20 protein-coding genes are annotated in these 19344 nt (G+C 42.1%); 5 read left to right on the top strand and 15 right to left on the bottom strand.

Annotated elements, in window-relative coordinates; all coding sequences use genetic code 11:
• Positions 1 to 4: 4 nt before the first annotated feature.
• From PGY05_RS13415 to PGY05_RS13370, 10 genes are all read right to left on the bottom strand, one after another.
• Positions 5 to 892, bottom strand: a complete 888-nt coding sequence (locus PGY05_RS13415) for a nucleoside hydrolase (RefSeq protein ID WP_270476126.1) — start codon at positions 890 to 892, stop codon at positions 5 to 7.
• 15 nt (positions 893 to 907) lie between these two features.
• Positions 908 to 1933: an ABC transporter ATP-binding protein gene (locus PGY05_RS13410; protein ID WP_022221073.1), complete on the bottom strand. Its 1026-nt coding sequence runs from the start codon at positions 1931 to 1933 to the stop codon at positions 908 to 910.
• Between the two features lie 13 nt (positions 1934 to 1946).
• Positions 1947 to 2756 (bottom strand): ABC transporter permease, encoded by an 810-nt coding sequence (locus PGY05_RS13405; RefSeq protein WP_022221074.1) that lies wholly within the window; start codon positions 2754 to 2756, stop codon positions 1947 to 1949.
• Positions 2757 to 2769: 13 nt separating this feature from the next.
• The gene (locus tag PGY05_RS13400) at positions 2770 to 3633 is read right to left on the bottom strand and encodes an ABC transporter permease (RefSeq protein WP_270476125.1); all 864 of its coding nucleotides are present in this window, start codon (positions 3631 to 3633) and stop codon (positions 2770 to 2772) included.
• A 1-nt stretch (position 3634) separates the two neighbouring features.
• On the bottom strand, positions 3635 to 4894 hold the full coding sequence (locus PGY05_RS13395) for an ABC transporter substrate-binding protein (protein ID WP_270476124.1): 1260 nt from the start codon (positions 4892 to 4894) through the stop codon (positions 3635 to 3637).
• A gap of 105 nt (positions 4895 to 4999) precedes the next feature.
• Positions 5000 to 5881 (bottom strand): LysR family transcriptional regulator, encoded by an 882-nt coding sequence (locus tag PGY05_RS13390; protein WP_055247761.1) that lies wholly within the window; start codon positions 5879 to 5881, stop codon positions 5000 to 5002.
• Positions 5882 to 5899: 18 nt separating this feature from the next.
• The gene (locus PGY05_RS13385) at positions 5900 to 6877 is read right to left on the bottom strand and encodes a (Fe-S)-binding protein (protein WP_022221076.1); all 978 of its coding nucleotides are present in this window, start codon (positions 6875 to 6877) and stop codon (positions 5900 to 5902) included.
• Positions 6870 to 7553, bottom strand: coding sequence for a TIGR04282 family arsenosugar biosynthesis glycosyltransferase (locus PGY05_RS13380; RefSeq protein ID WP_022221077.1), 684 nt, complete (start codon positions 7551 to 7553; stop codon positions 6870 to 6872). The genes PGY05_RS13385 and PGY05_RS13380 overlap by 8 nt, the downstream gene beginning before the upstream one ends.
• Complete coding sequence (locus PGY05_RS13375) at positions 7554 to 7988, bottom strand: C-GCAxxG-C-C family protein (RefSeq protein WP_117555895.1); 435 nt, start codon at positions 7986 to 7988, stop codon at positions 7554 to 7556.
• Between the two features lie 197 nt (positions 7989 to 8185).
• Complete coding sequence (locus tag PGY05_RS13370) at positions 8186 to 10165, bottom strand: sodium-translocating pyrophosphatase (protein ID WP_195488119.1); 1980 nt, start codon at positions 10163 to 10165, stop codon at positions 8186 to 8188.
• Positions 10166 to 10838: 673 nt separating this feature from the next.
• Between PGY05_RS13370 and PGY05_RS13365 the strand changes: the two genes are divergently transcribed.
• From PGY05_RS13365 to PGY05_RS13355, 3 genes are all read left to right on the top strand, one after another.
• Complete coding sequence (locus tag PGY05_RS13365) at positions 10839 to 11966, top strand: glycerate kinase family protein (RefSeq protein WP_270476123.1); 1128 nt, start codon at positions 10839 to 10841, stop codon at positions 11964 to 11966.
• A 115-nt stretch (positions 11967 to 12081) separates the two neighbouring features.
• The gene (locus PGY05_RS13360) at positions 12082 to 12435 is read left to right on the top strand and encodes a DUF5300 family protein (RefSeq protein ID WP_270476122.1); all 354 of its coding nucleotides are present in this window, start codon (positions 12082 to 12084) and stop codon (positions 12433 to 12435) included.
• A 460-nt stretch (positions 12436 to 12895) separates the two neighbouring features.
• Positions 12896 to 13966, top strand: coding sequence for a CdaR family transcriptional regulator (locus PGY05_RS13355; RefSeq protein ID WP_330673022.1), 1071 nt, complete (start codon positions 12896 to 12898; stop codon positions 13964 to 13966).
• A gap of 207 nt (positions 13967 to 14173) precedes the next feature.
• Here PGY05_RS13355 and PGY05_RS13350 read toward each other — a convergent pair whose 3' ends face one another.
• Entirely contained in the window at positions 14174 to 14827 is a 654-nt protein-coding gene (locus PGY05_RS13350; protein ID WP_270476120.1) for a YkgJ family cysteine cluster protein, read from the bottom strand.
• Between the two features lie 14 nt (positions 14828 to 14841).
• Positions 14842 to 15735: a radical SAM protein gene (locus PGY05_RS13345; protein ID WP_055247748.1), complete on the bottom strand. Its 894-nt coding sequence runs from the start codon at positions 15733 to 15735 to the stop codon at positions 14842 to 14844.
• A 167-nt stretch (positions 15736 to 15902) separates the two neighbouring features.
• Here PGY05_RS13345 and PGY05_RS13340 point away from each other — a divergent pair, with 167 nt between their 5' ends.
• Positions 15903 to 16349 carry a GatB/YqeY domain-containing protein gene (locus tag PGY05_RS13340; protein WP_008369771.1) on the top strand — a complete coding sequence of 149 codons (447 nt, stop codon included), beginning with the start codon at positions 15903 to 15905 and terminating at the stop codon, positions 16347 to 16349.
• Positions 16350 to 16393: 44 nt separating this feature from the next.
• On the opposite strand, the gene PGY05_RS13335 is transcribed toward PGY05_RS13340, so the two are convergent.
• Positions 16394 to 16693, bottom strand: coding sequence for a type II toxin-antitoxin system PemK/MazF family toxin (locus tag PGY05_RS13335; protein ID WP_022221087.1), 300 nt, complete (start codon positions 16691 to 16693; stop codon positions 16394 to 16396).
• A 3-nt stretch (positions 16694 to 16696) separates the two neighbouring features.
• Positions 16697 to 16939 carry an AbrB/MazE/SpoVT family DNA-binding domain-containing protein gene (locus PGY05_RS13330; protein WP_044998617.1) on the bottom strand — a complete coding sequence of 81 codons (243 nt, stop codon included), beginning with the start codon at positions 16937 to 16939 and terminating at the stop codon, positions 16697 to 16699.
• A gap of 160 nt (positions 16940 to 17099) precedes the next feature.
• On the opposite strand from PGY05_RS13330, the gene PGY05_RS13325 reads away from it, so the two are divergent.
• On the top strand, positions 17100 to 18314 hold the full coding sequence (locus tag PGY05_RS13325) for a DUF4317 domain-containing protein (RefSeq protein ID WP_270476119.1): 1215 nt from the start codon (positions 17100 to 17102) through the stop codon (positions 18312 to 18314).
• A gap of 176 nt (positions 18315 to 18490) precedes the next feature.
• On the opposite strand, the gene PGY05_RS13320 is transcribed toward PGY05_RS13325, so the two are convergent.
• Complete coding sequence (locus tag PGY05_RS13320) at positions 18491 to 19189, bottom strand: site-2 protease family protein (RefSeq protein WP_227119682.1); 699 nt, start codon at positions 19187 to 19189, stop codon at positions 18491 to 18493.
• Between the last annotated feature and the right edge of the window lie 155 nt (positions 19190 to 19344).

The following is a 19344-nucleotide window of genomic DNA, read 5'->3' as shown; positions in this document are numbered from 1 at the left end:
ATCTCTACTTCACGGTTTCAATTTTTACGTTCATCCAGGTATCATACAGATTTCTCCGGAACTCGTCCGCATCTCTGATCACCGGGATCTTGAGGGTGCAGTTCTTTTTCGCTTCATCCTCTGCCAGAATCATTCTTCCCTTTGTAAGCTTTTCTGTTGACAGCTGCATGTCCACTATCTGTGTCTCAAAAAGTTCCGGATGCATCATGTAAGTCGCAGCGATCGCATCCCAGTTATAATATCCGGGAATTCCATATTCATCCCAGTTATTGTCAAACCAGTAATCCGTCTCATTCTTGATCAGCCTTACAACTCCCTTACTCAGATCCGAAAGTTCTCTTTCATACTCTTCTCTTGTAAAAAGTACCTTCAGGCAATTATTACCCGTAATAACCGCAACATCCGTTCCACTGGTAAGTGTCGCATAAGTTGCCAGCGGATCACAGGAGAAATTAAGTTCATCCATTTCCCGCTTTGCAAAGATCAGCGGTTCTGTTGTTCCTCCCATCAATACGATACTCTTCACCTGATGAAAAAACTCAGGATTGTGTTTCCAGGCTCCATAAAGATTTGTCACGGAACCCGTCACCAGAATTTCCAGCTCCCCGGCATATTTTTCTGCCATCTCGGCAAGATAATGTGCCGCTTCACTTTCGGTTTCTCCAGGTGTTGCTCCACCTTTGTAAACGCGCAACTCGTCATGCCCGATTTTCTTTACAAACTTCTTTGTATTTTCGTAAACCTTCTCCAGCGTATTGTTCCCATAAGTTGTCGTCACTCCCAGGACCTCTGCTTCCGGATCCCCCAGAAGATACAGCAGTGCCAGTCCATCATCTACATCACACCCGTTAATTCCAAACGTACAGTCACAATCATGAATTATTTTTCGCATACCATTCTCCTTTTATCACTTCTGAAACAAAATCCCCTGTCTTTCATCAATTTTGATGCCAACCAGTTCTCCTGTTTTTACCCCCAGTTTCATCCAGTCACGGTGAAGCATCCATACTGTCAGCTTTCCATCTGCATACTTCAACAGGATTTCTGCTGTTTCCCCCTCAAACATAACTTCTTCAATCTGATACATTCTTTCCGTCTCATCTACGGTCAGCGTGATCGCCGATGGTCTGACCATCAGTTCATACTCTCCTTCCGCTTTCTGCGTCTCAAATGAAACTGCCCGGCTTACGAATCTGCCATTCTCCACTTTCCCAAAAATATAATTTGTCTGTCCCATATAATCTGCCACCACTCTGGACTCTGGGTGGTAGAACATCCTCTCCGGCTTATCATACTGAAGCACTTCTCCTGCTTTCATCAGAGCGATCCGGTCAGACACCTTCATCGCTTCTTCTTTATCATGCGTGACCATAACGACCGTAAGCCCCATCTCATGATGCAGCTTTCTTACCAGATCTGCCATCTCGCACCGCAGATTCTCATCCAGGCTTGAAAATGGTTCATCAAGAAGAAGAATTTTCGGATCTGCCGCAAGCGCTCTTGCCAGCGCGACCCTCTGACGCTGTCCACCGGACATTTCCCGGATCTTACGCTTCTCAAATCCTTCCAGCTGGACAGCTTTTAACAGTTCTCCTACCTGCGCCTGCTTATCTTTTTTCGGGATTTTTTTCAGATCCATCGAAAAGCTGATATTCTGTTCTACCGTCATATGCGGAAACAGTCTGAGATCCTGAAAAACAATCACGGTTCCTCTTTTTTCCGGTGCAAGATTTGTAATCGATGTGTCATCGATCCGGATATCCCCTTCCTGCGTTTCAAGAAGACCTGCAATGCTTTTTAACAGTGTTGTCTTTCCGCAGCCTGAAGCGCCAAGAAGCGAAACAAATTCTCCCGTTCTAATCTCCAGATTTATATTCTTCAGTATTCTTGTCTTTTGTAAATCTACACAAAGTTCTTTAATTGTAAGACTCATGTGCTCCTCCTGCCTAATAATATTCTACTTCCTGTGCCTTTGTAAAACGTCCCACGATCCATTCCAGTATTCCAAACACCAGAAGCATGATCACCAGGAATATCACACTGTAAATGCTGGCAAAATTACGTTCTCCGCTTCCGAGATATGGAACCATGACGATCGCAAATGTTTTGACATTTCCCCCGCCGATCATCAACGTCAGGAAATACTGACTGAACGAAACAACAAATGCCATCGAAAACGCAGAAAGCATGACCGGAAACAGATTCGGAAGTGTCACTTTAAAAAACGCCTGAAGCGCACCAGCCCCCAGAACTCTTGCCTGCTCCTCCAGCTTTACCCCCATTGCTCTTGTTCCATCCTGCATCAGCGTAACTGCATACGGAAGAGAACAGATCAGATGGACAATAATGACTCCCTGAACGGTTCCACTTAATCCACATTTGATAAAGGTAATCTGAACCCCCATCGCAAACACGGTTCCCGGAACAAGAAACGGAAGCATCGACATAAATGAAAACAGCCGCTTTCCAAAAAAGTCATAGCATTCCAGCGCCCTCGCCGTCATTGTTCCGATCACAACCGACAGGAACGCGACCGAAGCCGATATGAAAAGACTGGACATACAAAGTCGCACAAGTTGCTGCCTGTTTCTCAGTATTCCATTCACCGCTCTCATCGAAAATTTCTGCGGGATAAGTGACGGCCATGCCCATCTCTCTGTCCCTACCCAGACAAGGATCGTAAGAATTGGTACAATCACCAGGAAAATAAAAATGCCTATGATCAGGCCTTCCCAGATGTTCTTTTTTCTTTTCATCTTCCTGTTCCTCCTAACCTGCCAGCTTCTTCGTGCTCCGGCGAAGTAATATGTAATATAAAACTGCTGCAATCAGAGAGATCACGATCAGGATTCCATTGATCGCCATCGCATACGGTCGCGCCCGAAGATCAGGTTTGGTATATTCCAGATAAGCCAGAACCGGCAGCGCCTTTGGTATCGTTGCTCCAAGTATGAACGGCAGCTCATATGCTCCAAGTGCAAATACAAAGATGATCAGAAAACCACTGAGCACTGTATTCATACATAAAGGAAGCGTTACTTTCATGAAGGTCTGAAGTTTATTCGCTCCAAGATTGGTCGCTGCTTCTCCAAGACTGCCATTGATATTCGCCATCAGAGCAATCACAAAATAGATTATGAATGGGATTTCCTTCCACAGATAGGCAAGAATTACACCAAGTCCATATCTGTCATAGATCAGCATCGGAAACTGCTGCTGATCCGTAATCAGTCCTGCATTTGCAAGGATTCTCGCAAGGATTCCATTTTGCGAAAGAATGTTTACAATAAAGAGTGCCACAACAACATGGGGAACAATGATCGGAATCTGAACAATCCGCATAATGATTCCGCGCACTTTTCCGGCACTCACCAGAACTGCACACAGAAATGTTCCTGTTACTGTGGCAAGAAAAGCCGACATAAATGCAATGTACAGACTATATTTTAATGACTGCAAAAGATCCGGCCTTGTCAGTACCTCCTTATAATATTTCAGCGTCGGTTCCGTTAACCCAAAAGCTGGAATCACCCCTAAACTTTGGATGATTCCAGTTCCCAGACCAATAATAAAAACTACGCCTAATATAAGTTGCGGCACCAACAGTATATAAGGTGTCATTTTTTTCTTCATTTTATTTTCCTACTACTTCCTCTGCCCAAATCTCTTCGATGATCGGTACAAGTGCGGAAGGCATTTCCGGAAGACGTTTTGATAAAAGTTCATCCTGAGAGATTACTCCCTTACCGATTTCAACTTTATCAAATGCTTCTTTCTGTGTATCGTTTAATTTTTTGTAATCTACAACCGGAATGGTACGGATCTCTGTGAAACGATCTGCCTGTACTTCCGGATCCATCATCTCGTTGATTGCTACCTGGGCTCCTGCTACGTTTCCTGAATTTGCTGCAATTGCAATGTAATTTGTATTTCCAATTGTTCCTTTATCGAACTGGAAGGATTGAGATGTTTCTGTGTAAGTACCATTTTCAATATTGGTAGCTGTTGAATATGCACTGTAAGAGATATCCATTACAACTTCTCCGTCAGAGTACATATTGGTCAGTGCCGTAGAATCCTTCGGGAAAGTCTTTCCTTCATTCCACAGGTATGGATTCAGTTCACGCAGATATTCAAGAGCTGGCTCAATTGCTGCTTTTACAGTCTCTTTATCAGCTTCCATATCCATGAACTGTTCATATCCGCAGATATCGTAAATCACATTACGAACAAATGCACTTCCTGTAAAGTCAGGTAATGCAGGATAAGTTACTTTTCCTTTGTTCGCTTTGCAGAACTCCATGAACTCATCTGTGTTTGTCGGAAGATCCGGTGTTACTGCTGTATCTGCGATCATAACAAGCTGTGCTTTTCCGTACGGAGCTTCATAGCCTTCAATCGGGAAGCAGAAATCTGCATTTGTCTCTTCATCATCTGTATCAATATAAGACTGGAAGTTCGGAAGTTCTTCTGCGAACGGTCCGTAAAGCATATTGTTTTCTTTACAGGTCTTGAAGTTTTCTCCGTTGATCCAGATCATATCGATATCGCCATCTTTTTTATCTGCTGAAATTTCACCGGAAAGCTGACTTAAAATTGCGTCAATGTCCATCGGTACACGTTCCAGTGTGATATCATACTTTTCTTTCAGACGTGGTGCATAGTAGTTGTCAAGCCAGTCATTTAAGTTGTCATCTCCGCCCCATCCGTAGAATGTAACGGTTGTACCCTTGGCTGCATCCACCATTTCATCGAAGCTCATATCCTCTACGGCTTCGGTTGTCTGCTTGGTTTCTTTGTTGTCTGTTTTTTCTGTCTTTGCGCTGTTTCCACATGCCGTTAAGGAAAACGCCATCACAGTACTTAAAAGCAGAGCTGCAATTCTCTTTTTCATTAAATTTTTCCTCCTTCATTTGCTCCGCCCTTCATTATAACAAATTATTAACAAAAAGCACGCTGTTTTTCATTCCTGCTTTGTTGTTACCCCTCAACACTTCGTTTAGTTATTGTAATTTTCTATATACTTATAGAATTTTTCTACCGATGATTCCATTGCTCTGTCCTTCAGCGTAAGAAGACCGATTTCCCAGATCATATCATCTTCTGCGAAAGGAATCATGACCAGCCCCTCTGTATTCATATCTTCATGGACAAAGTCAATCGTCACAGAAATCCCTCTCTTCAGCCGGCACATTTTATAGCAGAGATCAAATCCATTTGTCTCAAATACAATATCCGGTTCAAATCCCCGGTTCCAGCATCTGCTCTGAATAAACTCATTGAGTTTAAAACTGCTGTTTTCAAGATAAAGAGGCTCGCCTTCCAGATCCAGAATAGTTGCTTCTCTTTTTTTCGCCAGAGAATGTTCTTCATAGACCAGAAGCCCCAGACTGCATTTTTTTAAACTTTTCATATCAAAACAATCTCCTGCAAATGGTCCGATCGACAATGCCACATTTCCTTCTTTGTCAAGCAGCATTTTCTCTACGATCCGATCCGGATATTCCATATAAGAAAATGTCACATTCGGATATTTCTTCTGAAATTCCAGAATACAGTCTGGCGTCAGGTAACGCAGGATATCATAGGCAACCAGAAGTTCTACTGTCCCTTCCTCACTCGCACGTATCATATCAATTTCTTTTTTCAATTTGTCATATTCGCTAAGAACCGTATTCGCATAATCATACAGCCTCTGTCCGCTCTCTGTCAGTTCTATCCCGGAGGCAACCCTGTCAAGTAACGTACATTCCAGTTCATTTTCCAGATTTTTCAGTACACGGCTGAGTCCCTGTGGTGACATAAAAAGCTCTTTTGAAGCCCTCGCAAGACTTCCTCTTTGACAAATCATCCGAAATTCCTCTAATTCTTTAATCGTCATTCTTTTCCCACGACTCCCCTATTTAAATTTACATTTTGCCCGATTCAAAATAGGTGTTTTCCCAAGAGGTACCTTTTCATCGATTCCCATAATAAGCGGTAGCAAATGCTTTGCATCTTCATATCCTCTCCTTCTGAAACTACAGATGCACGAAGCGCAATATGTATAAAGTTCCGGCTCCCTCGATGCTTTTACACGGTCTGTCAGTGCCTGTGCCACATCCGCTTCTTTTCCAGCTGCGCATCCACCAAGCCCGCAACACTGTACATCTCTGAATGCATCTTCTACCTTTCCGACAAGGAATGGCTTCATATCATATTCAAACTTTCTGTCTTTTCGGTCCGGACATGGATAATACATTGGAATCCTTTCTTTTTGATAAATATTTCCAATTTTAAGCTCTGCCATTTTTTCGTAAACACTGATAATCTCCGCATCCAGTCGTCCTTTTAAAAAATAATAGCAGTTCGGACATGCCATGATCACCTGTTCTACTCCTGACTCTTTTAATTTCCAGTTGATTCGCTCAATGATCCCCGCTGCCTCTGAAACAAGTCCCAGTTCTTCAATCGGTTTCCCACAACAGTCATATACAACTCCCACATCATATTTTGCGAATTCTTCCACCAACTTATCTGTCGTTTTCGGAAAAAAAGACGGAAAATTACATCCCGTAAAAAAAACTGCTTTCTTTTTTGAATGGCGGTAATTTGCAAATTTGTACGGATTCTTTTCTAAGAGCAGTCCGTCATATGAATTATCAAGAAGCTTCCCACCTCCGTCTTCAACCAATTTTCTCCGACTGTCAAGTGCAATCTCTTTTCCATCAATTCCTTTTGGACAGACACACCCGCAGGTTCCACACAAGAAACAATGATATGCCAGCTCCGGTTTTTCTTTTAATACCGGCAGATCAATTCCGTATTTTTCCAGAAACAGACAACTTCTGGTACATTTTCCACAATGGATACATGCATCCAAATCCCACTTATTCATAATTTTTATCCAGCTTTCCTTTCAGTCCCAGTTCCAGATAATCAATCGTAATTGGACAGTTACAAATTGCTCCCTTTTCAATATCCTCATACAGGTGGTACAAATCTCCCTTATCATCCACATCATAATACATCTGACCTACCGCCGTAGAGAGCTTTTCATTTCTCATGTGCTGTAAGGTATCATAAATAACTGTATTCGTTCCGTATCGTTCAATTTTCCATATAGAATCATATTCTTTTTTCATTCCGATCAGATAGTACCCTCCATCAAATGTAGGATGAATCACAATATCTTTTCCCCCAAGATTATCAAATGCATTTTTTAGTGTTTCCGGGTGAATCTGCGGAATATCTGTCCCGATCAGAATTACTTTCTCATACCCCATTCTCAGTACGATTCCAATCGCATTCTTCATCCTTTCACCAAGATCATCACCAAATTGTGGAAGACATACTGTCTCATTATCAAGAACTTGCTGTAGCAGCTTCTTTTCATCCTTTGGTGTAAAAAACACGAAAATATCCGCATCCACCTGCTTTGCTTTTTCATATATATCCTTTACAAAACAGGCATGTAGACGCGCGCACTCTTCCCCAGTTAGAAAAGGCATCAGCCTGGTCTTTGTCTGTCCTGGTATCGGCACCCTCGTAAATAAAATAAGTGCATCTTTCATCTATAATATTTCCTCCAACATTTCAATCACACTTTCCACTACTTTAGGACAAAAATCCAGCATTCTGCCACTCGAAAGTGCTTCTTCAAGCTGTTCTGGAAGCGATACATCATAGCCTAATAACTCTTTGCAACTGTTTGTTGCGAACTTTTCCAGAAACAATGCTCTAAATTCTGCATATTTGTTCATCATTTCTTCTTTTTGCCGAAGCAGAGTATTCACATCCCAGTGTCCATATTTTAATCCAACAGCCATGATTGCTCCGGTAAATGCACCGCATGTATCCCCATGCATCATTCCACCGCCAAAACAAGCCGAGACTTTATTCGCCATCTCTTCCGTAATCCCAAGTCTCTCTGCGAAATAAGACAGAACGACCTGAGAGCAATCATATCCTTTTATAAATTTTTCCCGAATCATACTTTCTTCTATCATTTTTCTCTCTCCTTTGTCATCTTACATCACTTTTTCATTCTAACATCAAACCAGTCCTATTTCTATAGATTGTCTTATCGTATTTAACTATAATTTGCTCGTCTTATTTATAAATCAAATAATTCGTGCCTTTTACAAAAAAATCCCTCATCTGCGGTTTCCCGCAAATGAAGGATTTCTTTTACTTTATTCAATTCTTACAGTAATCCACCGATTGATAAGAATAACGGTGCAAATACAAGTGAAACAATTGTCATAAGTTTGATCAGGATGTTGATAGACGGTCCTGATGTATCCTTGAACGGATCACCTACTGTATCACCAACAACTGCTGCTTTGTGAGCTTCGCTTCCTTTTCCGCCATGATGTCCTGTTTCGATGTATTTCTTAGCATTATCCCATGCTCCACCAGCGTTGGACATGAAGATTGCCATAAGTACACCTGTAACAAGTGCTCCGGAAAGTAATCCACCGAGGGATTCCACACCAAGAACGATACCAACGATCAGCGGTACTACGACTGCCATCACACCCGGAAGCAGCATTTCGTGAAGAGCTGCTGTGGTAGAGATTGCAACGCATGATGTATAATCCGGTTTTTCTTCACCTTTCATAATGCCCGGTTTTTCACGGAACTGGCGTCTTACTTCTTCGATCATCTTGTATGCAGCCTTTGATACAGACTCCATAGTAAATGCGGAGAAGAGGAATGTAAGCATACCACCGATAAAGATACCGATGATTACTCTGTAGTCAAGAAGGTTGATCGCTTCAAGACCAACTGCCTGTGCGTAAGATACGAAAAGTGCAAGTGCGGTAAGGGCTGCTGATCCGATCGCGAATCCCTTACCCATAGCTGCAGTTGTATTTCCTACTGAGTCAAGCTTATCTGTGATTTCACGAACAGATTCATCCAATCCTGACATTTCTGCGATACCACCTGCATTGTCTGCGATCGGTCCGTATGCATCAACGGCAACTGTGATACCTGTTGTAGAAAGCATACCTACTGCTGCAAGTGCGATTCCGTAAAGTCCTGCAACTGAGTAAGATACAAAGATACCTACACAGATCAGGAGAAGCGGGATTGCTGTAGATTTCATTCCTACCGCAAGACCACTGATGATTGTAGTAGCTGCACCAGTCTCTGACTGTTCTCCGATTCCCTGAACCGGTTTGTAGTCTGCTGATGTGTAGTACTCTGTGATGTTACCGATGATCACACCAACAACCAGACCTGCGATAACGGCAATTGCCGCACTCATCTTTCCGAAGAGTACATTACTCAGTACAAGTGCTACAACAATAACTACGATAGAAGCTGCATAGCTTCCCTTTGTGAGAGCTTTCTGTGGATTCGAATTCTCATCACCTTTTACAAAGAAGGTTCCGATGATAGAAGCAATCAGACCACATCCTGCGATCGCAAGCGGATAAAGAACTCCGGATACAGCTCCTGCTGCTGCTCCAAGAGTCAGTGCTGATACAAGTGAACCAACATAAGATTCAAAAAGGTCAGCTCCCATACCTGCAACGTCACCTACGTTATCACCTACATTGTCAGCGATAACAGCCGGGTTACGCGGATCATCTTCCGGGATACCTGCTTCTACTTTACCAACAAGGTCTGCACCAACGTCTGCTGCTTTGGTGTAGATACCACCACCAACACGGGCGAAAAGTGCGATTGAAGATGCACCAAGGCTGAATCCTGAAAGCACATCTACGTTCTTTGTAACAATGTACACAAGGCTTACGCCAAGTGCTCCAAGACCTGCTACGCACATTCCCATAACGGCCCCGCCAGAAAAAGCGATTGATAATGCTTTATTCATTCCGCTTTCTTTTGCTGCGTTAGCAGTTCTTACGTTCGCTTTTGTAGCGACTGTCATACCACAGTATCCTGCAACTGTTGAGAAAAGTGCTCCAATTACAAAGCATACTGCTGTTACCCAGCTGATACCAAATCCGATCAGTACAAAAAGCACTACTACAAAAATGATCAGAATCTTGTATTCAGCCATGAGGAAAGCTCTTGCGCCCTCCGCGATTGCGCCTGCAATCTCTTTCATGCGGTCCGTACCTGCATCCTGTTTTCCTACTTTACCAGCAAGATATGCTGCAAATAATAAAGCAATAACAGCTGCAATCGGGACCAGATACATGTAATTATTCATTTCTTGTTCCTCCCTGAATTATTGTACCTCTAAAGACAATATCATAAAAAGAACAAGAATGCAAAACAATTTTTTGAATTTTCAATAAGTTTTATTTTGTTTATCTATAAGTGTGGTCTTTCTCTATTTTTTTAATTTGTATCTCACCGTCCACATTCCACTTGGATTTACACAATATCAAGATATGTTTTTTTCCGAGGTGCCGGAAAAGCAGCATCTAATCTGGCATATTCCTCCTCTGTCAAATGAACCTTTCCCGCCTCCAAGTTCTGCAGTACATGTTCTGCCTTTCCACTTCTTGGAATGGCAATCACATCCATTACTCAGTTTTATCTCCTTTTTATTCATGATTTCCACTCCCTGCATTTTGTTTTTCTGTTCCTTACTGTCTGTTTTTACTATCTTATGATATGAGTGTCAAAAGTAAATTTTGCCACTCACTGATGTAACCGGATTGCTCCATTGCTTATTTGTGCGAGCACAAACGCAATTGATACTTTTGACACTTACATCATATTATAGGAAATATCCCACTTTTTGCAAATGTTATAAGAGACATATTTTTATGTTTATTTATTCTTTTTATTATTTCTTATAACATTCTTTTTTTCTTCAATCCATGATACACTGGATTTATCATAAAATAAATTCAATGATAAGGAGATTAGAAATTATGAAAGTTGTAGTTGCAATTGATTCATTTAAAGGAAGTCTCACTTCGATTGAAGCCGGAATGGCTGCAAAGGAAGGAATCTTAAAAGCACACCCGGATGCGAATGTTGTCGTAAAACCACTTGCAGATGGTGGTGAAGGCACCACAGATGCCCTGATTGCAGGACTTGGCGGTGAGCGTATTGATCTTACAGTGACTGGTCCTCTTGGTACTCCGGTAAATGCACATTACGGATATCTGGCAGAAAAAAATACTGCCATCCTCGAAATGGCTACCGCTGCCGGAATTATCCTGGTAAGAGAATCTGAAAAAAATCCACTTACTGCAACCACTTACGGTGTCGGTGAAATGATCGCAGATGCCATGGAACGCGGTATCCGCAACTTCATTATTGGAATTGGAGGAAGCGCAACAAATGATGGTGGAATTGGAATGCTTAAGGCACTTGGCTATCAATTTTCCGATGAAAATGGACAGGATGTCGGCGAAGGCGGACAGGCGCTTGAACGGGTATCTTCTATTATAATAGAAAAAGCTAACCCAATTCTCAAAGAATGCAATTTTCATATTGCCTGTGATGTAACTAATCCACTTTGCGGAAAGAACGGAGCTACCTATATTTATGGTCCGCAAAAAGGTGTCACACCGGAAATAGCAGAAGAACTGGATCAGGCAATGAATCATTATGCTTCTGTTACCTCCAAATTTCTTCATAATGATTATGCATCTGCAGAAGGTGCTGGTGCTGCAGGTGGTCTTGGCTTTGCATTTCTCAGTTATTTAAATGCTACGCTGACTCCTGGAATCGATCTGATTCTTAACGCTGTCGAACTGGAAAAAGAATTAGAAGATACAGATATCACTGTTACCGGCGAGGGACGCCTCGATCACCAGACCGCTATGGGAAAAGCTCCTGTCGGTGTGGCAAGACTTGCAAAAAAATACGGCTCCAAAGTCGTTGCTTTTGCCGGAAGCGTCACCCCGGAAGCAACAGCCTGCAATGCGGCCGGAATCGATGCATTCTTCCCGATCGTCCGTGGGATCACAACACTAGCCGAAGCAATGGATCCCGAAAATGCAAAATCAAATATGACAGCAGCTGTAGAACAGGTATTCCGTCTGTTATAGTTTTAACATTATTTACAAATTTCAGAGAGTGTTTTTGTATAGTTTTTACAGAAATACTCTCTTTTCTTTATGATTTTCTTCTTTTCCTACACTGATCATCTGTGTGGTCGCAGCCATGTTTATCGGACTAACCGTCCTTGCCTGTGGAAAAACAACCGGCACAGATCTGTCCAGTCAGCCAAAAACACTTACCATCAACAACACAACGATCTACGACCTGACAGATCTTCATTTCATCTGTAACAATGATTCTTCATCAAATGAAGAACTTTCACTTGTGAAGGCAGGTTCTTCCGAAACTGTAGAACTTCCTCGATCCAGTGTTTATTCTATCCATGTTTCCGGAAAAGCTGCAAATGGAACATCCTTTTCTAACACATTCTCCGGAACCATTGATAACAGTTCTTCTGTTACCATTTCTCTGGATGACTCTGCAAACCTCTCAGTGATCGCAAATATTGCAGATTAAGTTTTGCCGTAAACAATCCGCCTATGTAGTTTTAAGCAATGACAAATATGCAGGCAACTTCCATAACGCAAATTGCCTACATATTATCCATAAAGGGGCACTTTCCAAACTGAACTGCAAGTGCCCATTCTTCTTTCTTTTTACCGATTGCCAGTCCCAGCATCATTCTAGTTGATTCGCTCATATTTGGTTACCTCTTTACTAATCTTTCCTCTACTCGTTCAATTTCATATTTTGAAATCTTTCATTCATATATTGCATTTTTGTGAATCATATACATTTTCCACTTCTTCTTTTATGCAATTTTCCCCTTGTACCTTTCCACCTTGTTCCTCTCTCCAAATAATGCTACAATTCTTAAATAAGTGGTAATGATACCGTTCTCTTTATCCTGTTAAATGCTGGATAAGCATCTGCATCATTCCCACAACTTCTTTTCCAAAATCGGAGGATGTTTAAAATGAAGTTAGACAAATCACTTGCCTTTCAGGTAGTAAACACAATCAAAGACACCTGCGGACAGGATATCAATTTTATCGATAAGCAGGGAATGATTTTTGCAAGTACCAACGCCGACCGGATTGGTACGTTTCATGCCATCGGTCACAAAGCCGCCCAGACAGAACAGACAATCGAAGTTTTTTCAGATGATGATTTTCCCGGAACACAAAAAGGGATCAATATGCCACTCTATTATCACGGCAGTTTTCTTGCAGTAATCGGAATTACCGGAGAACCGGACCAGGTCCGCCAGTACGTCCATCTTGCCGACCGGATTACCCATCTGCTGATCCGTGAAAAAGAGCTGAACCGACTGAGCCGCTCTCTAGAAGATAAAAAACACTTTGTTATCGATGCCCTGATCCGGAATGAGATTGCTGATCCGGATTATCTGGACACCTGCCTTTCAGATCTTCAGGTAAATCCAGGGACAAAGAAACGGCTTCTGATCATCCAGTCATCACCGGATGGACACAACAACTCTTCTTCCCTTGAACAGAAGATCATCGGACTTTTCGGCACGCTTGGTATTACTCTTTATACCTTTTATTATCCAAATGAATATCTTGCCGTGCTGGAAAACTCCGGCAAAGCCGCTCTCTATCAGATACTGGCTGATTTTACCGCAGACTGTGGAGCTTTGCTCTCCATTGCAGTCGGAAAGAAATGTCAGCTTTTCCAGCTTTCTCTTTCTTACCAGTCTGCACTCACTGCGCTGAAATACTGCCGGAGTTCGGAAAACGGGATTGCTTTTTTCGATGATATGACACTGGAAATTCTGCTCTCTTCCATCTCGGAGCAGGAAAAAAATGCTTATCTACAAAAAACGATCTCTGCACTTTCTGATGAAGAAAAAAATCTGCTTCAGACTTACTTTGAAGCAAATATGTCTCTTCTCGGAACCAGCCAGAAGCTGTTTCTTCACAAAAACACAGTGCAGTACAAGCTGAATCATATTTATCAGAAATGCAGGCTGAATCCGCGTGTTTTCAAGGATGCGGTGCTTTTATATCTTGCCTTGCAGTTGTGATATTTTTAAATCCCAGACACGGATTCCTGTGCACACATCTTCCATATCCGTGTACAGGTTTGTCCATATAAGAAAATATTCTTGACAGATAAGTTTACTTACAGATTTTCGTCAAAAAACAGGACAGCCTTTCCTTCACCCTCACAACGGGTATTAAAAAGCAGCCAAAGAATTCATCTCTCTGGCTGCCGATTATTTCAATTGTATTTAACAATATGCCTTTTTTGCCTCGTCTATTCTCCGGAAAAACTCACTGTAAAATTCTTCCGTCCGATACGGAGTAAGGTAAAATCTCTTCAGTACATCCATGCTGACCGCCTTCGCACTCTCCGGATGTGCTGCAATGTATTCCTGTAACTGAATCAGTAATCCATGCCATCTGGCAATATACGCTTCATACTTTTTCAGATCCGGTGTATCAAGCCATTTTTTGACCTTTACTTTCGCCCGGTTCTCTTTCTGACATTCATGTACCTGAAGAAAATAGCGGAAACCATTTTCCTCATAATATCTTCCAAGCGGGAAAAGCCTGCAGATTCCCGGACGAAATGGATGAATCCCACATCTTCCTTCCTCAGTCAGAAAACCACAGCCATCTTCCGCTCCTGCCATCTTCAGATTCGGCAAAATGATTCCGTCTACCACATTCAGTTCAATCTTTCCTGCAAGCAAAGTCTCAAAAGCCGCTCCTGTTCCCCTGCAAATCCGGACAATATCCAGCGGATCCAGCACGATTGAGCTTCCCATCCCCGTACAACAGGCGTGGCATCCCTCACAATCGCCACAGTCTGCTTTTACCAGATCATTGCTGGTATATAATTTTCCATCTGAAATTTCTTCCATTGTCACCTGTCTTTTCATATCAATCTCCTTTCCTATACTCCTTCCAGTGTAAACGGTGGAATAAAGCTCTCCTTTGCCGTATCCCCTTCCTGTATAAACGCCTGCATCACACCAAGCGAGATCGCATAGTCCACCAGTTTCTCATACGCATACTCCGGCACTTTCCGGTTCAGCTCCGGATATTTTACCGCATCCAGACTCTCCAGTGGCGTATACTGGCTCATCAGGCTCATATAAATCCGGTTTCCATAAGTTTCATGCAAATATTTCACCACTCTTTTTCCATCCGCAAGACATCCCGGCAAAAGCAGATGACGCACGATCACGCCACGCTTCATCATTCCGCGCTCATCAAATACCGGCTCTCCTGTCTGTCTTACCATCTCAGCAAGAGCCGCCTTCGCAATCTCCGGATAATCCTCCGCCATCGAATATTTTTTCGCATGATCTGTATTTAAATATTTGAAATCCGGCAGGTAAATATCCACCAGACCATCCAGCATTTTCAAAGTTTCCATTCTCTCGTAACCGCCTGTATTATAAACAACCGGCAAATACATCCCCTGCTCCTTCGCACTCTGAAGCGCCCGGATGATCTGCGGCACAAAATGCGTCGGCGTCACAAGATTGATATTATTCGCACCTTTCCCCTGCAGTTCCAGAAAGATCTCCGCAAGCCGCTCTTCTGAGATCACTTTGCCAACCTTGCTTCCCGCAATCTCATGGTTCTGACAGAACACACATCTTAAGGTACATCCCGTAAAAAAGACCGTCCCTGATCCTTCCTTTCCAGAAATACAGGGCTCCTCCCACATATGAAGCGCCGCTCTCGCCGCCCGGATCTCCCCTGTCTCTCCGCAAAAACCTGTCTTTCCATTCTCCCTGTCCGCCCCACACATCCGCGGACATAATGTACAGCCACTCATCCTATCGCTTAACCTCTCATCTATCCCTGATTCATTCCTATCAGTATACCGCACTTTTTGAAAAATAGCCACCCAAGTTTTCCTCTTCCAGAGATTGAAAATTCTTTTCCCATCTGCTACAATAAAGTGCAGACAGGCATTTTGCCTCAAGTTTGGAGGAATATACAATGAGTAAAATTGATGAAGTAAGAAGCGCTATGGTCGCAGCCATGAAAGCAAAGGATAAGGACACAAAAGAGACATTATCTGCTCTTCTTGCAGCCCTTAAGAACAAAGCCATCGACAAACGTGCCGATCTTACCGAAGAAGAAGAAGTTCAGGTTATCTTAAAAGAGATCAAACAGACAAAAGAAACTCTGGAGATGACTCCTGCTGATCGTACAGACATTATTGAAGAATGCGAGAAACGTATCGCTGTTCTTGAGCAGTATGCTCCGAAGATGATGGACGAAGCTGAGATCAAAGAAGTGATCGCAGGTGTCCTTTCCGGTCTTGGAATTGATGCTCCGACACCAAAGGATAAAGGACGTATCATGAAAGAACTGATGCCGAAAGTAAAAGGAAAAGCTGACGGAAAGCTTGTGAATGATATTCTCACAGGAATGATGGCTTAATAGCAGATATTATGAATGCAGGGTTCCGGATTGGTTCCCTGCATTTATATATAGTCGAATATACTCTGTATTGCGTCTGTTACATTAATTACATCTGCCATTTTTACACGATCTATTATTTTATACCCCCTGACTCTCAAGTCTAACATTTTCATTTGTTCACATTGGATATAACCTTTATTTTCATCCATTTCAACATAAATGTGAAGTGGGCTTTCTGTACTCTCTCCTAATATTGGACAGCCAATTATTTCTCCCGACTGATTAAAAAAATTTTTACTTGCAACAAATACAGGATCCTTAATTTTTTCCACTTTTAAAACAGCCCCCTGCTGTATCTCCATTTTCTACCACACCTCTCTTCCTTCCGGCTTATCCCATTCATATTCTCCATCAAGATTTAACTTACCACCAAACTTTTCAGCTCTTTCTTCTAATTTTTGATGCCTGAAGGTCTTAACAAGCATAATCATACCATCCGATACTTTTACTTCCAGCATATCATTTATTTCTACATTGGCCTCTTGTAAAATATCTTTTGGAAGTCTGATTCCCTGACTATTTCCCCATGCTTTTACCTGTGTTTGCATAAAATTCACCTCCATATAATGTATATACTTAGTATATACATTATTCTGAAAATAATCAAATAATTTTCTCTCCTAATCACACTCTTCCTCAAAATATGTTATAATTCATAAGCATCAGTCTTTTACAAAATCACAATTACCAAAAGGGGATTTACTTACTATGAATAAAAAAGAAGTTACTGAAATCAAAAAACAGTTCACCCCATCCAACTGTGCGATCACCCGCATCTGCGGATGCTATGTAGATGGTGAAAAAGAGAAAAAAACAGAGATGAAAGATGCTTTCCTTTCTCTTCCGGAAGAGGAAATGTTCAAGTATTTTGACATTTTCAGAAAGTCCTTGTCCGGTACGATCGGAAAAAATCTTCTGAATATGGAATTTCCTCTGGAGACCGAATCGGAAGGTGGTACACAGGAATTTCTTCTCAAATTAAGAAACAGCCGGCTTACTGACGACGCTCTTCTGGAAGAATTCTATAATCGCGTCATCGATTCCTATGATTATGCCGAGAACTATCTGATCCTGCTCGTCCATGCAGCCTACGATATTCCGGGAAAATCAACGGACGGAAGTGAAATGTTCGATGCATCCGATGAAGTCTATGATTACATCATGTGTACCTTCTGTCCGGTCAAGCTTTCCAAGCCAGGACTCAGTTATCACGCAGAAGAAAACAGCTTCCATGAGCGTATCCGTGACTGGATCGTAGAGATGCCGGATGCCGGTTTCCTCTTCCCTGCTTTTAACGACCGCAGCACCGATATTCACAATCTGCTTTATTATTCAAAAAATGCAGAAAATCTCGGAAACGGTCTGACCGATCTGCTTCTTGGATGTGTTCCGCCACTCACCGCCGGAGATCAGAAAGAAACTTTCCGTACACTGATCGAAGAAACGCTCGGTGATGACTGCGACTACGATACAGTCAAAAATATCCACGAAAACTTGAATGAAATGATTGAGCAGAATTCTGAAAATCCGGAACCACTCGCCCTTGACAAAGCAGAAGTTAAATACCTCCTTGCAAAAAGCGGTGTCGAAGAAGAAAAATTGGAAACATTCGATACGCAGTACGATTCCGCTGCCGGAGAGCACAGTACACTCCTTGCCTCCAATATTGCAAACCTCAAAAAATTCGAGATCAAAACTCCGGACATCACCATTCAGGTAAACCCGGAATGCGCAGATCTTGTAGAAACACGTATTATCGATGGTCAGAAATGCCTGGTCATTGTCGTTGACGACCGCGTTGAGATCAACGGAATCAGTGCAAAGACTGCCGTATCCGGAGGACTTCCAAAGTCTTCTACCCCTGATGCATCTGATGAATCCAAAAACGATACATCCGAAAATGAAATGGATGTTCCATTCTAAATGCCTTACATATTATTACGAAAGACATTTTTATTGAATGTCTTTCGTAATATTTCCTTATTTCTTTTCAATTTTACAATGTATACGAAAAATGCAGGTAATCCTCTCGACTACCTGCATTATTCTATACGCATTTTTCATTCTCATTTACTACAATTCCCGTTTTTCATCTTTTCCTAAATCACAGTTCCTCCACCGGTCGTCACAAATCCAACTCTCAGAATTGCTTTCACAAAACTCCACATTCCATTGATTACTGCAGAATTCAGCAGACTGATCGGCACATCCAGAATTCCTGTTCCAAGTAACAGAAGCAGAATCCACATACTATACGGTCGGATCTTCCAGTAAAACTCTGCTACCCTCGGAAAGATCTCAGCAAGAATATTCGATCCGTCAAGGGGCGGAATCGGAATCAGATTGAACACACCAAGTCCAATATTCAGCACTGCTCCATAATAAGTAAGCACATAAAGATAATTCAGAATCAACCCACTCGATCCATACTTATACAAAAGCCCGTGCAGAATCATACAGACAAACGCAAGCAGGAAATTCATGACTACTCCCGCTGCTGCCACAAGAATTGTATCTCTTTTTTTATTCTTATAATTCCTGGTATTGATCCTTACCGGCTTTGCCCATCCCACATGAAAGACAAGCAGACATAACGTTCCCCACACATCCAGATGCTTAAATGGATTCAAGGTCAGTCTTCCGTCATATTTTGGTGTCATATCCCCGAGTTTATATGACACATATCCATGTGCAAATTCATGCAGCGAAACAGCAAATAGTGTGGCAGGGGCAACGTAAATGAGTGTCTGAAAAAACTGATACATCGCCCTGGTCAGTCCTGTATTTTGAAACAGCATAGCATCCTCCAAATTTCCTTAATAACGTCCATTATAGTACCTGATGAAATGGGATTCAAGAAAGATTGTGTAAATTTTTTCTAAAGATTGTACAGAAAAGGGGCTGTCGGGAAATAGATAGTTCCAAAGCAGGGAGGGTATGACTCACAACGAGT

This window comes from Coprococcus sp. AF51-11b1 (assembly GCF_027682785.1).
GTDB lineage: Bacteria > Bacillota > Clostridia > Lachnospirales > Lachnospiraceae > Allocoprococcus > Allocoprococcus comes.
The sequence above is the reverse complement of the archived record's forward strand: the minus strand, read 5'-3'. Positions and strand labels throughout refer to the sequence as shown.